Annotated in this window: 12 protein-coding genes; 6 read left to right on the top strand and 6 right to left on the bottom strand. The window is 68.6% G+C overall.

What is annotated here, in order from left to right; genetic code table 11:
- Window positions 1-266 precede the first annotated feature (266 nt).
- The 4 genes from BOX17_RS11855 to BOX17_RS11870 form a co-directional block, all read right to left on the bottom strand.
- Window positions 267-2006 (bottom strand): isocitrate/isopropylmalate family dehydrogenase, encoded by a 1740-nt coding sequence (locus BOX17_RS11855; RefSeq protein WP_071944795.1) that lies wholly within the window; start codon window positions 2004-2006, stop codon window positions 267-269.
- A gap of 85 nt (window positions 2007-2091) precedes the next feature.
- Window positions 2092-2421 carry a YnfA family protein gene (locus BOX17_RS11860; RefSeq protein ID WP_071944798.1) on the bottom strand — a complete coding sequence of 110 codons (330 nt, stop codon included), beginning with the start codon at window positions 2419-2421 and terminating at the stop codon, window positions 2092-2094.
- Between the two features lies 1 nt (window position 2422).
- Window positions 2423-3679 (bottom strand): threonine ammonia-lyase, encoded by a 1257-nt coding sequence (locus BOX17_RS11865; protein WP_071944800.1) that lies wholly within the window; start codon window positions 3677-3679, stop codon window positions 2423-2425.
- Window positions 3676-4296, bottom strand: a complete 621-nt coding sequence (locus tag BOX17_RS11870) for a gamma-glutamylcyclotransferase (protein WP_071944802.1) — start codon at window positions 4294-4296, stop codon at window positions 3676-3678. The genes BOX17_RS11865 and BOX17_RS11870 overlap by 4 nt, the downstream gene beginning before the upstream one ends.
- A 157-nt stretch (window positions 4297-4453) precedes the next feature.
- Between BOX17_RS11870 and BOX17_RS11875 the strand changes: the two genes are divergently transcribed.
- Window positions 4454-4906, top strand: coding sequence for a phosphatidylglycerophosphatase A family protein (locus tag BOX17_RS11875; RefSeq protein WP_071944804.1), 453 nt, complete (start codon window positions 4454-4456; stop codon window positions 4904-4906).
- Here BOX17_RS11875 and BOX17_RS11880 read toward each other — a convergent pair.
- Together BOX17_RS11880 and BOX17_RS11885 are read right to left on the bottom strand one after the other, a co-directional pair.
- Window positions 4898-7528 carry a bifunctional diguanylate cyclase/phosphodiesterase gene (locus BOX17_RS11880; RefSeq protein WP_071944806.1) on the bottom strand — a complete coding sequence of 877 codons (2631 nt, stop codon included), beginning with the start codon at window positions 7526-7528 and terminating at the stop codon, window positions 4898-4900. The two genes, BOX17_RS11875 and BOX17_RS11880, sit on opposite strands and share 9 nt — an antisense overlap.
- Window positions 7529-7607: 79 nt before the next feature.
- Entirely contained in the window at window positions 7608-9593 is a 1986-nt protein-coding gene (locus BOX17_RS11885) for a metallophosphoesterase family protein (RefSeq protein WP_071944808.1), read from the bottom strand.
- Window positions 9594-9796: 203 nt separating this feature from the next.
- Between BOX17_RS11885 and BOX17_RS11890 the strand changes: the two genes are divergently transcribed.
- From BOX17_RS11890 to BOX17_RS11910, 5 genes are all read left to right on the top strand, one after another.
- A complete protein-coding gene (locus BOX17_RS11890) occupies window positions 9797-10363 on the top strand; it encodes an NnrU family protein (RefSeq protein ID WP_071944810.1) in 567 nt (188 codons plus the stop codon).
- Between the two features lie 176 nt (window positions 10364-10539).
- On the top strand, window positions 10540-11655 hold the full coding sequence (locus BOX17_RS11895; protein ID WP_071944812.1) for an extracellular solute-binding protein: 1116 nt from the start codon (window positions 10540-10542) through the stop codon (window positions 11653-11655).
- A complete protein-coding gene (locus BOX17_RS11900; RefSeq protein ID WP_341853282.1) occupies window positions 11652-12833 on the top strand; it encodes an ABC transporter ATP-binding protein in 1182 nt (393 codons plus the stop codon). Before BOX17_RS11895 ends, BOX17_RS11900 begins: the two co-directional genes overlap by 4 nt.
- Window positions 12826-13713 carry an ABC transporter permease gene (locus tag BOX17_RS11905; RefSeq protein WP_071944816.1) on the top strand — a complete coding sequence of 296 codons (888 nt, stop codon included), beginning with the start codon at window positions 12826-12828 and terminating at the stop codon, window positions 13711-13713. Before BOX17_RS11900 ends, BOX17_RS11905 begins: the two co-directional genes overlap by 8 nt.
- Window positions 13714-13744: 31 nt before the next feature.
- The gene (locus BOX17_RS11910; RefSeq protein WP_425268711.1) at window positions 13745-14533 is read left to right on the top strand and encodes an ABC transporter permease; all 789 of its coding nucleotides are present in this window, start codon (window positions 13745-13747) and stop codon (window positions 14531-14533) included.
- Window positions 14534-14555 lie beyond the last annotated feature (22 nt).

A 14555-nucleotide genomic window follows, 5' to 3' on the forward strand; every position in this document is an offset into this window, starting at 1 on the left:
TACAGAATGTATCTTCATTATGCTTACTATCCCTGAAAACCGGGCGGGCTGTCCATCCCGAGTCATCATTCTGTCTTAATTCTCCCCTTCGGGATCATGCAGCGTGGAACCATATAAAAGCATGAGTCCGCTCATCATCCGACAGGCTCGGGTGGCCGGTCGTCGAGCGGTGGGGGCGACGCAGGAAGGGAGGGGGGCATGAGCGTGGGAGGCCCCGCGTGACGCGAGGCAGCCTCGCCCGGGTGGGCGAGGCCGCGGGCCCGGCGTCAGGCCGACAGGCGCTCGGCCACGGCATCCAGGAAGCCCTGCATGTCGACGATGGTTTCCGAGGCAGGATCGGTGGTCTTGCCCTTCAGGTCGCCGGTGATGATGCCGTCGCCGACGGTATCGATCAGCGCGGCCTTGAGGCGGGTGGCGTAGTCCACCAGGGCCTCGTTGCCCTCGCGCTCGCCCAGGGTCTCCAGGGCGTTGGCCACGGCGAAGATCAGCGCGGAGGAGTTGAAGTGCGCTTCCTTCCCGCCGGTCTCAAGGTACTTCAGGTAGAGGTCGTGGGCGGTGCCGTGGGGCGCCTCGAAGAGCATGGTGCCGTTCTTGCTCTCGATGATGGAGCTGGCGGTGGCCAGGCTGCCGCCCAGCGCCGCGGAGATGTCCGAGAAGATGTCGCCGTCCAGGTTCTGCGCCGGGTAGAGGGCGTTGCGGGGCGGGTCGGTGATCATCTTGATGAGCTGGCTGGAGGGCCGCATGATCATGAACGAGGGCGGCGGCGTGTCGGCCTTCGCCAGCTCGCGGCGGACGTCGGTGATGGCGGTACTGAAGACATCGTCGTACTCCATGTACTCGCGCTTGAGGCCGAAGTAGACCTCCTTGTCCTTGCGCGAGGCGTCGCGGAACACCTGGGTGACCCAGTCCTTGATCGCCTCGTGGTCGTTGGACATCAGCAGGATGGGGTCGCCCTGCTTGACGTGGCGGGCGTGCTTCTCCTCGCCGTCGACGACCACCTTGAGGATGCCGTTCTCAAGGGCCGGGGCGTTGTAGCTGCCGTACTGGTCGCCACCGCCGGCGCTCATCCGCGACAGCGAGACGTGGGCCTTGCGGGTGGGAATGCCGTGCACCTTGAGCTGCTCGACCAGCTTGTAGAGCTTGCGGCCGGTGGTGTTGTCCGGCACGCCCCACAGCGCCCGCTCCGGAGGGTTGGCGACGATGCGGGCGGCCTGGGCGTCGATCAGCTCGTAGTGGTAGGAGAGCCCCAGCGCCTCGACCTGCGCGCGGTAGTCGCTCTCGTAGATGCCCTCGATGGCGGCCCGCATCACGCCGTCGTAGCCGGCGATCACGGTGTCCTTCAGGCCCAGGTAGATGTCACGCTTCTCGTTGATGGCGCGCTGGAAGAAGCGGTGCGCCCAGGCCTTGATCTGGTCGATGTCGTTGGTGGCGAGCAGCCAGGGGTCGCCCTTCTTGACCTCGCGGCGGTGCAGCTCGACCGGGTCGCCGCTGGCGCCGACGAACAGCAGCTTGACGATGCCGGTGGCGCTGGAGAGCTCGTTGAAGCTGTCCTTGCTGCCGCCGGTGGCCATGGTGTCGACCTCGATGTCGCGGCCGATCCACTCGGGCTTCTTGAACTGCAGGTTGCGGAACTGGATGTCCTCGCGGGTGATGTTGCCGCCGATACCCTTGCGGATGGCACCGTTGGGCGACTTGGTGGCCAGCGGATGCAGCGAGGTGCCGTCGAGCTCCGGATGCTTGGCCAGCATCTCGCCCAGCTGGGCGCGGTTCACCGTCATGCCGGCGTTCTTCACCCCCACGCCGTGCTGCTTGAGGGCCTCGATGGCATCGATGACCGCCTGGCCGTTGGTGACCAGGCGGTTCTCAGCGGTCAGGTCGATCTCGACCAGGTCCACGTCCAGGCGGGACGTCACGAAGGTCTCGAGGATGCGCTCGAAGGCCACCTGGGCCATCTCGTCGCCATGCAGGATGACCAGGGGGGCTGACACGTCGATCTTGCTGCTCATCACGCTTCCTTTGGTTGAGGTGATGGAAGGGGTCGGATAAGGGAGTGGTCATAGGGTACGCCTGCCGCCTTTTCTCTGCCAGAGATCAGCCCGCGGGCCGAGGCCCGAGCAGGATGATGCCGGCCCCGAGCAGGCAGAGGCCCGTGCCGAGCAGGTCCCAGCGGTCGGGCAGGCGCTGCTCGACCAGCCAGAGCCAGGCCACCGAGGTGGCGATGTAGACCCCGCCATAGGCGGCGTAGGCCCGCCCGGCGTAGTCCGCCCCGGACAGGCTCAGCAGCCAGGCGAAGAGCGCCAGGCTGGCCAGCCCCGGGATCAGCCAGAGGGCCGGCCTGTCCAGCCGCCACCAGGCCCAGACGCTGAAGCAGCCGGCGATCTCGGCCAGGGCGGCGGCGACATAGATCGCCAGGGTGGCCATCTCAGTGATGGCCCTCGGGGTCGGTGGCCCAGCGCTCGTCCGGATGCACCTCGTTGGCGGGCAGCACCGGGTCGTAGCCCTCGACGCGCAGCGCGGCGATCACCTCGCGGGTGTGGTCGCTGCCCAGGGTCTCCAGGGTGGCCTCCACCTCGGTGGCGCGCAGCGAGAGGTCGGTGAAGGTGCGCTGGTGGGCGATCTGGATGACGTTGGCGCGCTGTGCGGCGAGCAGTTGGGTCAGCTCGGCCAGCGAGCCGGGCACGTCCGGGATGCCCACCCGCACGCGCACGATGCGATTGGAGCGCACCAGGCCGCGCTGGATCACCGAGGAGAGCGCCAGCATGTCGATGTTGCCGCCGCACAGCACCAGCCCCACCTTGCGGCCGCGATAGCGTTCCGGGTCGCTGAGCAGGGCGGCGAGGCCCGCGGCGCCGGCGCCCTCGGCCACGCTCTTCTCGATCTCCAGCAGCATCAGGATGGCGCGCTCGATCTCCGGCTCGTCCACCAGCACGATGTCGCTGACCAGCTCGCGCACGATCTCCCGGGTCAGGGTGCCGGGCTGCTTCACGGCGATGCCCTCGGCCAGGGTGGCCAGGCCGCAGTGGATCTCCTCGCCGGCCAGTGCCTGCTTCATGGCCGGGAAGCGCCGCGTCTGCACGCCGATCACCTCGATGTCGGGCTTCAGGGCCTTGGCCGCCACGGCATTGCCGCTGATCAGTCCGCCGCCGCCGATGGGGATCACCAGGCAGTCCAGGTCGGGCACCGCCTCGAGCATCTCCGGGGCGATGGTGCCCTGGCCGGCGATGACCCGCTCGTCGTCGTAGGGGTGCACGAAGACCAGGTTGCGCTCCTTGGCCAGGCGGTGGGCGTAGGCGCCGGCCTCGTCGACCCCGTTGCCCTCGAGGTGCACCTCGGCCCCGAAGTCGCGGGTGTTGCGCACCTTGAGGTTGGGGGTGTGGCGGGGCATGACGATGGTGGCGTGGATCCCCAGCCGCGCGGCGTGGTAGGCCACCGCCTGGGCGTGGTTGCCGGCGGACATGGCGATCACGCCCCGGGCGCGCTCCTCTGGCGTGAGCGAGAGCAGGTGGTTCAGGGCGCCACGCTCCTTGAAGGAGGCGGTGAACTGGTGGTTCTCGAACTTGATGTAGACCTCGCAGCCGGTGAGCCGGGACAGCGTCGAGGAGTGCAGACAGGCGGTATGCTCCACGCTGCCCTCCAGGCGGGCGGCGGCCTGGCGGATGTCGTCGAGGGTCACGCTCATGGGAGGTTCTTCTCCTTGTTGTCGGGGGCGTGGGGGCGGTCGTCGCCTGCCGGGTGGGGCAGGCGCGCCGCCAGCGCGAACACGTGGGGATCGTCCACGCCGAGTTCGCGCAGGGCCTGGGCCAGGTAGACCAGGTAGTCGCGGTTGGGGCCGCTGGGGCCGTGGGAAGCGGCGATCTGCTCGGCGATGGCGTCGAGCGGGGCGTCGCCCAGGAAGGCGGCGTTGTCCCGGGTGGCGAGATACACCAGGCCGTCGGCGCTGTCCGGCGAGGCACCATCGTCGAAGTGCAGCCGGGTCACCTCGCGGAGGTAGCCGTTCTTCTCGCGCACGTCCAGGGGGCCCAGCACCTCGGGGCTGATGCGATAGGCCATGCCATGGCAGACGGCCCCCGGCTCCCGCACCAGGGTCGCCACCCGGCCCGGGGCCTCGGGGGTGCCGCGGTGATCGTGGGAGCCCTGCCAGAAGCGGCGCACCCAGCCGTGGATGTGGGCCGCGCGGCGCTCCAGCCAGGGGAAGTCGGCCTTCCAGATCAGCGAGCCGTAACCGAACAGCCAGATCTCGTCGTGGCCGTCGAAGTGGGTCATGCGTCGGTTGCGTTCCCGGGTGTCGTTGCTCATGGGCGGTCTGGCCGGTTCATGGAAGAGGGTGGCCCTCCATGATGCGTCGCCGCGAGGCGCTTGTCGAAGCCCCGAGGCCGGCGTCGACGCCGCAACCCGCCGCGGGTATGGTAGCGAGCGTTCGACGGTCAGGGGAGCAGCGGTGGACACGGTATGGATGGCCCTCTCGACGGGCTTCGGCCTCGGGCTCTCGCCCTGGGCCTCGGGAACGGTCGGTTCGCTGCTGGGCCTGCCGCTCGCCTGGTGGCTGCTGGGGCGTACGCGGCGCGTGCAGCTGGGCCTCGTGGCGGTGCTGCTGGTGGCGGCCATGCCGGTCTGCCATCACGCCGCGACCGCACTGGGCTTCAAGGACGACGGGCGCATCGTGCTCGACGAGATCATCGCCTTCCCGGTGTCGGTGGTCGGCCTGGCCGCGGCGCGCCATCCCGCGGCCCTGGCCGCGGCCTTCGTGGTCTACCGGGGGTTCGACATCGCCAAGCCGCCGCCGGTGAGCCAGGCGGAAGGGGTGCCCGGGGGCGTCGGCATCGTGCTCGATGACACCGTGGCCGCGGCCATGACCTGGCTGGTCATGGTCGGCGGCCTGGCCCTGTGGCGCCGGCGATCAGGTTGAGCCGCCGGCGTCCTGGCGGTGCCGGCCGGGCGTCGGCGCAGCGGCGTGATCCCGTGTGCTCTCGGGCAAACAGGTCGGCAGTGCCTTCAGCCGCTCGAGGGGCACGGGGCGAGAGAACAGGAAGCCCTGGAGCAGGTCGCATTCACGCTGCCTGAGGTTGGCATGCTGTTCCACGGTCTCGATGCCCTCGGCCACCACCTTCAGGCCCAGGTGGTGCGCCATGGTGATCACCCCCTGGGTGATGGCGGCATTGTCGCCATTGCGGGTGATGTCGTGGATGAAGCTGCGATCGACCTTCACCTTGCTGATCGGTAGCTGGCGCAGGTAGCGAAGGCTCGAGAAACCGCTGCCGAAGTCGTCGATGGCCACCTGCACCCCGAGGCGGCGCAGGGCGTGCAGCACCTCGATGGCCCGGTCGGTGCCGGACATCAGCACCCCCTCCGTCACCTCGAGCTCCAGCCGGTGGGCCGGCCATCCCGTTGCGTCGAGGACCTGCTCCACCTCCTCGAGAAAGCCCGCCCGCCGGAACTGCAGCGGCGAGATGTTCACGGCCACCTGCAGGTCGGTCGCGTCTTCGGCGAGGAGGGTGGCCATGTCCTGGCAGGCCTGGTGCAGCACCCAGCGACCGATGGCGACGATCTGGCCCGTCTGCTCGGCCAGCGGGATGAAGAGCCCCGGCGAGATCATGCCCTTGTCGGGATGCTGCCAGCGCACGAGGGCCTCGACGCTGCGCACCCGGCCGGTCCGGGTGTCGACGATGGGCTGGTAGTGCAGAAGGAACTGCCCCTCGCGGATCGCCTCCTGCAGTTCGAGACGCATCTCGACGTGCTCGCTCATCGGGCTCGAGACGTCCTCGCCATGCCAGTGCCAGGTGTTGCGCCCCTGCTGCTTGGCCTCCTGCATGGCCTGGTCGGCGTGCTGGATCAGCTCCGCGGCATGGCGTACCGGCTCGAGGCTCGAGGCGATGCCGATGCTGGCGCTGATGTGCACCCGGTGTTCATCGAGCTCGAAGGGCAGTGACAGGGTGGTGAGGATCGTCTCGGCCCGGGCCGGCACGTCACGCTCGTCATGGAGCCCGGTCAGCAGCATGGCGAACTCGTCGCTGCCCAGCCGCGAGAGGATGTCCCCCTTGTCCAGCAGGGCCCCGAGGCGATGAGCCACCTCCACCAGCAGCCGGTCGCCGACATGATGTCCGAGGCCATCATTGACCGGCTTGAAGTCGTCCATGTCGATGTAGAGCAGGGCCAGGAAGCCATCCTGCCGGCGATTTCGCCGGGAGAGCTGGGCCAGGCGCGAGGTGAGCTGCTCACGGTTGGGCAGCCCGGTGAGCGCGTCGTGGCTGGCCTGGTGGGCGAGGCGATCCTCGTACTCCCGGAACCGTGAGACATCCTGCTGGATGCCGACGATGTGGGTGCACCGACCCTCCTCATCGAGGACGGGGCCGAGATACAGGTGGTTCCAGAACGGCGAGCCATCCTTGCGGTAGTTGCGCAGCGTCACCTGGACCTCGCGCTGCTCGGCCAGGGCGAGGCGCAGCCGGGCCACCGCCGCGGGATCGGTCCCCGGCCCCTGGAGGAAGCGGCAGTTGTGGCCCAGCACCTCCTCACGGTCATAGCCGGTGAGGGCCAGGAACGGCTCGTTCACGTAGACCATCGGCAGGTCGGGCAGGGTGGCATCGGCCATCACCACGCCGTTGCGGCTGGCATCGATGCCGCGGGCCAGCAGGCGCAGCTGCTGTTCCTGCTCGCGGCGCCGGGTGATGTCGCGCCCCACGCCGTAGACGCCGACGACCCGTTCGTCGACGACGATGGGCAGGTTGGTGACCTCCAGGGTGTAGGCCCGCCCTTCGGCATTGATGCTGTTGTAGATGTGCTGCTGCGTTTCCCCCGCGCAGACGCGCTGGAAGGCGGCCTCGATGGTGGGCAGCTCCTCCTCGGAGACGTAGCCATGGAAGGGCTGACCCTTCAGCGCCGCCTCGCTGAAGCCGGTGATCTGCGTGGCCGAGGCATTGCAGCTGATGAAGCGTCCGTCGAGGTCGAACTCGAACACCGCATCGGGGTGCTGGGTGAACAGCGAGCGGAAGCGCTGCTCCGCCTCGTCGCGGACCTGGCGGTCGCGTTGGCGTCCGATGGCCAGGGCGACCAGGTTTGCGGCCCGGTGCAGCAGCGCCTTCTCGACCTCGTCGGGGGTCCGGGGCATGCGGTAGTAGATCGCGAAGGTGCCGAGCAGCTCGTCCTCGTCCGAGATGACCGGCATGGACCAGCAGGCGGCCAGCCCCTCCTGGCGCGCCAGCTCATGCCCGCCCTCCCAGTTGGGATCCTGCTGGATGTCCTCGCTGATCACCATCTCCCGCCGGAAGGCGGCCGCCGCGCAGGTGCCGACATCCTGGGCGACCTGCACGTTCTGGGCGAGGTCATGGAAGGTCGGCGAGAAGCTGTCCCCGGCGATCAGGCTGAGCGTCCCCTCGCCGGGGTCGTACCGCATGATCGAGATCAGGGCGTCGGGGAGCTGTCGATCGATCATGCGCGAGATGGCCGAAAGCGTGACTTCCAGCGGCATGTGCCGGGCGATCAGCTCCTGAACGGCCTGCTGATCCTCCAGTAGCGCATTCTCGTCCTGCACCGTTGCCACTCCTTGCTCACGTCGATTCTGCGTCGACGACAGCATCTCAGGGTATGCGTTGATAAGCACCCTGAATTTTCTACTGTCGCGCACGGCCCGCCGGACGAACGCGCGTCACCTCACCCGTGGCTAAGGAGTCGTTCGGATCGGGAAAGGTCACGTCGAAGCCGCGGGCATCGAGCTGGCGGATGTCGCTCGGGCGGCCCTGGTCGTCCAGCTCCACCAGGCCGATGCCGGCGCCGTTCCAGAGCCGCTCGCCGGCGCGGGCGCGGTCCGGGTCGCGGGGGGTGATCACCATGCCCCGGCGCTGGGTGAACCAGTTGAGCGGCGAGCGCGGGGCGTAGAGCCAGCGGTTCAGGCGGTCGAACCAGTCGAGCAGGGTGTCGGGGAAGGCGTTCTTGAGCCCGCTGGAGGTGATCTGCCAGAGCCTCGGCCCCTCGCGGCGATGGCGGATGCGGATGTCATAGGCGAAGGAGTAGTGCACGTCGCCGGAGAGGATCACGTAGTGGCCCGGGGTGCGAGAGTGGCGAAAGATGTTGAGCATCACGCTGGCCGCGCCGCGGTGGGCCATCCAGTTCTCGGCATCCACCAGCAGCGGCCTGCCGGCCAGGGTGAAGAGCCGCTGGATGGCCTCGATCAGCTTGACGCCGAACATCGGGGCCGGCGAGACGATCACCACCGAGGAGGCCCCGAGGATCTGCTGCTGCAGCTCCGTGAGCGCCTCCCAGTCCATCAGGCCCGAGGGACGCCTGGGGCTGCGCTCGCTGCGCCAGCGCCGGGTGCGGGTGTCCAGCACGATCAGCCGCGGCTCCCCGTCGACCTGGACCTCCCAGCCCTGGAAGCGCAGCAGGTGGCCGATGACGGTGTCCTGTTCCCCGGCGGGCAGCCAGCCCTCCCGCTCGGCGGCGCGCTCCAGCAGGCCGGCGGCCTCCTCCAGCGGCGCGGCCAGGCGGTCGGGGTCGTTGCCCCAGCCCTGGCAGAGCAGGTAGGCCAGCAGGGCGTTGCCGATGATCCGCCGCGAGAAGGGATGGCCGTAGGCGGTCCGCTCCCAGTCCGCCGTGAGGTTCCAGTCGTCGGTGATGTCGTGGTCGTCGAAGATCATCAGCGAGGGCAGGTGGGCCATCACCCGGGCGGCGCCCGGAAGCCCCTCGGCAAAGCGCTCGATGACCGCCTTCTCCCGGCGGAACAGCGCGGCGTTCTCGGCGTCCAGCGTGGGCTCTTCCATGCCCACCAGGCGCCAGGGCACCGGCGACCAGGCCAGCAGGTACATGGCGATGACCTCGGCGAAGCTCATCAGGTGGTTGTGGGCGTTGGCCGAGGTGAAGACCGGCTTGCGCACCCCGCCGAAGAAGCCCTTGCGCAGCGCGTCGCTGCTCCTGGCCTCTGGCAGCAGCGCCTCGCGGCGGTAGTAGGTGGCGGGGTCGGCGTAGAGGGCCTGGCTGTCGGCCACGGTGGCCCCCTCCAGGGTCTCGTCGAAGAGCCCCAGGCGGTGGATCAGCCCGTGGATGGCCACGAGCATCGGCCCCGCCACGTCGTCCGCGTAGATCTGGTCGCCGGTCATCAGCAGCCAGGCCGGCCAGGTCTCGGGGGCGTCGCGGCGCTCGGCCAGCCAGGCATCGGCGCGCGCCAGGCCGTCCGGGCCGTCGTGGTGGGGGCGGCGACAGGAGCCGTGAAGCAGCCGTCGATGGCTATCGGCGAGCACGAAGCCGGGGTGCGACGCGCCCTCGTGCAGCAGGTGGGGCGCCCAGTCGGCGATGCCGGTCGTGCCCCCCTCGCCGGGGAGCTTCAGGTCGTAGTCGATGCGCACGCCGCGGGGCAGGGGGGTGTCGAGGGTCACGTCGACCAGGTGCAGCCAGGCGTGGTGTCCCAGCGGCAGGCGCCTGAGGCGCGCCTCGTTGAGGGCCAGGTGGCGCGGTGGGTGGCCCGCCGGGTGCAGCATCAGGCTCGGCGAGAGGGGGCGTGAACCCACCAGCCAGATCACCAGGCGTTCCGTGCTCAGGCGACGCAGCAGGGGGCCCGCGATGACCTCGGGCAGGGCGTCGTGTTCGGTATCGGGAGACGTCATTGTCATCCTGTCGTGTCGCTCCTGGGGCCGGGCGGGCAGGTGGCGGCATCTCGCACCGGCGATGGCCCTCACCCTAAGGGGGGCGCCGGGGCCAGGCAAGCACGCCGCCGGTCCCATCGCTCGCGGCGAGGCCCGCGACCCGATAGGCTACGGGAGACTCGGCACCCCCCCACCCTGATACCACTTCGCTGCGAGGCTTACCCATGACCGTGATGATACTCGGCCTGTTGATCTTTCTCGGTGTGCACTCGGTGCGCATCGTCGCCGACGACTGGCGAACCGCCCAGGTCCAGCGAATGGGCCTGATGCCCTGGAAGGCGGCCTATTCGGTGGCCTCGCTCATCGGCCTGGTCCTGGTGATCTGGGGCTATGGCCAGACGCGCCTGGACCCGGTGTGGGTCTGGCAGCCGCCGGTGGGCCTGCGCCATGCCGTCGCGCTGCTGATGCTGCCCGCCTTCCTGCTGCTGGTGGCGGCCTACGTGCCCCGCAACCATCTCAAGGCGAAGCTCGGCCACCCGATGATCCTGGCGGTGAAGCTCTGGGCCCTCGCCCACCTGCTGGCCAACGGGCGGCTGGGCGACATCGTCCTCTTCGGCGCCTTCCTGGCCTGGGCGGTGTTCGACTTCCGCTCCGCCCGCCGCCGCCCTCGTTCCGCGGTGGCCACCCCCGGCGCGGCCGGCACCGTCGCCACCGTGGTGATCGGCCTGGCGGCCTACGTCGTCTTCGCCTTCTACCTGCACCCCGTGCTCATCGGCGTGCCGGTGATGTGAGCCTGGCAGAGGCGCGGCGCAAACGGGGCGCCGGGCGCCCCGGAGCGGCGACTGGGCCTTTTCGTATATGGTGCTACGCTGATTGAGTCGCCTCTGAACCGTCATCCGAGCGTCATGCCGTCGTCATCCCATTGCGCGATAACGGAGTGCGCCCGAGCCATCATGGAGAGCTAGTCATGTCGATCACACGTCGCCGTTTCCTCAAGGGCAGCCTGGCCGCCGGCGCCGCTGCCAGCGTGCCGTCCTTCTACGTCAACACGGTGCTGGCGCAGGAACAGACCCTGCGCATCTACGCCTGGGCGGGCTACTTCAACGACAGGATGCTTGCGGACTTCACCGAGAAGACTGGCATCCAGGCCACCTTCACGCCCTACGGCACCAACGACGAGCTGATGAACTCCCTGCGGGCCAGCGACGGCAGCGGCTTCGACGTGATCATGCCCACCGTGGACCGCGTCCCCGGCTACCTCGACTACAATCTGGTGCAGCCGCTGGACGAGTCGCGCATCAACTGGAGCGGCGCCCTGGACAGCGCCATCGAGGGCTCCAGGACTGGCGGAGTGGTGGACGGCAAGCGCTATTTCGCGCCCAGCGACTGGGGGACCGAGGCGATCACCTGGAACCGCCGCTTTGCCGACGTCGACCGCGCCAACCTGAGCTATGCCGACCTCTGGAACCCCGAGCATGGGCAGGGCGTCACGGTGCGCGGCCACTCGGCGCTGGTCGGCATCGGCCTGTGGCTCGAGCGCGAGGGTCGCCTGCCATACCCGCTGCTCGACTCCTACAAGAACGAGGAGGCGATGCGCGCCAACTTCGATGTCATCCTCGAGGAGGCGGTCAAGCACAAGCAGATGCTGGTGCAGTTCTGGAACACCGAGAACGAGGCCCAGGCCGCCTTCCGCACCAACGGCGCGATCATCGGCCAGACCTGGGATTCCACCGCCTTCCGCCTGCAGCAGGAGGGCGAGGACATCGCCTACGGCGCACCGAAGGAGGGGGCGCTGGCCTGGATGGAGGGGTTCGTGATCCCCCGCAACGCCCAGAACCCGGACGCCGTCTACGAACTGATCAACTGGTACTACACCCCCGAGGCCGGCGCCATGTTCGTCGAGGCCACCGGCTACAACTCCACCTCCAAGGGCGCCACCGAGCTGCTGCCGGAGGCGACCCGCAACTTCTTCAACGAGTCCTATACCGAGGAGGACCTGGCCAATCTCTGGTGGTGGCCGATCCAGGAGCCCTGGTACGTGGCGCTGCGCAACGAGTACCAGGACCGCTACCTCTCGGCATGATGGGCAACGACTCCACCCCCAACGTGACCGTGGACGGCAGCGTCCGCCTGGACGAGGTGGTGATGCGCTTCGGCGACTTCACCGCCATCGAGAAGACGACGCTCGAGATCGGGTCGGGGGAGTTCTTCAGCTTCCTCGGCCCCTCGGGCTGCGGCAAGACCACCCTGCTCAACATGATCAGTGGCTTTCTGACCCCGACCGAAGGGCGGGTGCTGATCGGCGGCGAGCCCATGGGGGGTGTCCAGGTGAACCGCCGGCCCACGGCGATGATCTTCCAGAACCTGGCGCTCTTCCCGCTGATGACGGTCTTCGAGAACATCGAGTTCGGCCTCGAGGTGCGGGGCGTCGACAAGAAGACGCGCCGCGAGACCTCCGAGCGGCTGCTGGCGCTGGTGGCGCTCGAGGGCAGCGGGCCGAAGATGGTCACCGAGCTCTCCGGTGGCCAGAAGCAGCGGGTGGCCATCGCCCGGGCCCTGGCCGTGGAGCCCCGGGTACTGCTGCTGGATGAGCCGCTCTCGGCGCTGGACCTGAAACTTCGTCAGCACATGCGCGCCGAGCTTAAGGCGATCCAGCGCAAGACCGGCATCACCTTCATCTACATCACCCACGACCAGGGCGAGGCGTTGACCATGTCCGACCGGGTGGCGGTGATGTCGGCGGGGCGCATCCAGCAGGTGGCCGACCCCATGACCCTCTACCGCTCGCCGGCCACCGGCTTCGTGGCGGCCTTTGTCGGCGAGAACAACCGGCTGGAGACGACGGTGATCGATCGCGAGGGGGAGCGGGTGCGCCTGGACGGCGGGCGACTGGGCGAGTTGGCCGGCCGTGTGGCGGCCTCGACGCGGCTGGACAACGGCGACCGGACCGCGCTCTACATCCGCCCCGAGCACCTGCGACCGGTGGACGACCATACGGGCGGCCCGACCTTCGCGGCCACGCTCGAGGCGGTGCACTTCGAGGGCGCCTGGGTGATGCTCGAGGCCAGGCTCGATGCCTCCGGCGAGATGCTCCGAGCGCAGCTCGGCCACGAGCTCTCCCGGCAGTACGTGGACGCCCTGGTGGCCGGACACCGCATGACCTTCGGCTACGATCCCGAGGATGCGGTGGTGCTGCCCGACGACGGTACCCCGAGGGTCGACGAGGCGACCGGCGAGGTGGTGGAGGCCCGGGATGTTTAGCCAGCTGAAGTCGCGGTTCGGCAGCCCCCTGGCCGTGTCGATCCTCGTTCTGCTGGGGATCTGGCTGATCGTCATGGTGACCCTGCCGCAGCTGCAGATGATCGACTACTCGCTGCGCCCCAACCTGTTGCCGGCCCAGCAGGGCGGGCCGGAGGATGGCTGGACGCTGGCCAACTATGCCACCCTGGCCGACAACGACATCCATCGGGCGATCTTCTTCAAGACGCTGTGGTCAAGCGTGCTGGTGACCCTGCTGACCCTGGGGGTGAGCTATCCGCTGGCCTGGTACCTGGCCAAGGTGGCCACCCCGCGCCAGGCGGCACTGTGTATCCTGCTGCTGATCATCCCCTTCTGGATCAACGAGATCCTGCGCACCTATTCCTGGTTCATCATCCTCGCCTTCCGCGGTCCGCTGAACGAGGTGCTGATGATGCTGGGGCTGATCGACCGGCCGATCCGCTTCCTCAGCGGCGACGGAGGGGTCATGGTGGGCATGGTCTATGCCTATATCCTGTTCATGGTCTTTCCCGTCTACAACGCCATCGAGAGCCTCGACGATAACCAGGTGCGGGCGGCCCGGGACCTCGGCGCGGGCACCATCCGCACCCATCGGCGCATCGTCATTCCCCATGCCAAGCCGGGGATCGCCACCGGCTGCATCATGACCTTCATGCTGGCGGCGGGCAGCTACGCGGTGCCGGCCCTGCTCGGCTCGCCCGGCAGCCGCTGGTTCACCCAGATCATCTACAACTGGTTCTTCGAGGGCGGCAACTGGAACCAGGGGGCGGCCTACGCCTTCCTGCTGCTGGTGCTGTGCATTGGCTTCATGTCGCTGGTCATGAAGATCTTCAAGGTGGGCCTGGGGGACATCGCGAAATGAGGGGGGAAAGGGCGTGAGCTCGCAGCGACTGATGGCCCTGGGCCTGCGCTTCTACGTGGTGGTGTTCTTCGCCTACCTCTTCCTGCCGCTGCTGGTGATGGCCGCGGCCACCTTCAACGACAGCCGTTTTCCCACCGTGACCCCCTGGGATGGCACCACCCTCAAGTGGTTCGGCGAGCTCGCCGCCGACGGCGGCATGTGGCAGGCACTGACCAACAGCGCCATCGTGGCGGTCGGCGTGTTGTGCCTGGCGGTGCCCATCGGCATCGCCACGGCGCTGTTCCTCAACACCGTCTCGAGCCGTGCCAAGCCCTTCCTCTACGCGCTGATCCTCTCGCCCTTGTTGACGCCGGGGGTGATCATCGGCATCTCGACGCTGATCTTCTGGCGCCAGCTCGGAGTCGGCGGGGGGATCTTCCTCACCGTGCTCGGCCAGTCCACCTTCATCGCCGCCTACGTGATGCTGATGGTCACGGCGCGGCTGCAGCGCTTCGACCGCACCATGGAACGGGCCGCCCTGGACCTGGGCGCCAGCCAGTGGCAGATGTTCCGGCGCATCCTGTTGCCCTACCTCAAGCCGGCAATCCTCTCGGCGGCGGTGATCGCCTTCCTGCAGTCCTTCGAGAACTACAACACTTCGCTGTTCGTGGTGGGCTACGACACTACCCTGACGGTCTATATCGCCTCCAAGGTACGCACGGGCCTCACGCCGGCGGTCAACGCCCTGGGCCTGATCCTGATCCTCGTTACCGTGGTGCTGGCCGTGGCCTACGAGGTCAAGCGGCGTCGCGAGGCGGCGCGTACGGTGAGGGGAGTCTAGCGCCCGCCTCCTGCGTTATGCT

It is taken from the genome of Halomonas aestuarii (assembly GCF_001886615.1).
GTDB lineage: Bacteria > Pseudomonadota > Gammaproteobacteria > Pseudomonadales > Halomonadaceae > Halomonas > Halomonas aestuarii.

What these genes read in the sequence shown, in the direction of transcription:
- BOX17_RS11855 (WP_071944795.1), bottom strand. Translation starts at nt 2,006, where the DNA reads ATGAGCAGCAAGATCGACGTGTCAGCCCCCCTGGTCATCCTGCATGGC.
- BOX17_RS11860 (WP_071944798.1), bottom strand. Translation starts at nt 2,421, where the DNA reads ATGGCCACCCTGGCGATCTATGTCGCCGCCGCCCTGGCCGAGATCGCC.
- BOX17_RS11865 (WP_071944800.1), bottom strand. Translation starts at nt 3,679, where the DNA reads ATGAGCGTGACCCTCGACGACATCCGCCAGGCCGCCGCCCGCCTGGAG.
- BOX17_RS11870 (WP_071944802.1), bottom strand. Translation starts at nt 4,296, where the DNA reads ATGAGCAACGACACCCGGGAACGCAACCGACGCATGACCCACTTCGAC.
- BOX17_RS11875 (WP_071944804.1), top strand. Translation starts at nt 4,454, where the DNA reads ATGGCCCTCTCGACGGGCTTCGGCCTCGGGCTCTCGCCCTGGGCCTCG.
- BOX17_RS11885 (WP_071944808.1), bottom strand. Translation starts at nt 9,593, where the DNA reads ATGACGTCTCCCGATACCGAACACGACGCCCTGCCCGAGGTCATCGCG.
- BOX17_RS11890 (WP_071944810.1), top strand. Translation starts at nt 9,797, where the DNA reads ATGACCGTGATGATACTCGGCCTGTTGATCTTTCTCGGTGTGCACTCG.
- BOX17_RS11895 (WP_071944812.1), top strand. Translation starts at nt 10,540, where the DNA reads ATGTCGATCACACGTCGCCGTTTCCTCAAGGGCAGCCTGGCCGCCGGC.
- BOX17_RS11900 (WP_341853282.1), top strand. Translation starts at nt 11,652, where the DNA reads ATGATGGGCAACGACTCCACCCCCAACGTGACCGTGGACGGCAGCGTC.
- BOX17_RS11905 (WP_071944816.1), top strand. Translation starts at nt 12,826, where the DNA reads ATGTTTAGCCAGCTGAAGTCGCGGTTCGGCAGCCCCCTGGCCGTGTCG.
- BOX17_RS11910 (WP_425268711.1), top strand. Translation starts at nt 13,745, where the DNA reads ATGGCCCTGGGCCTGCGCTTCTACGTGGTGGTGTTCTTCGCCTACCTC.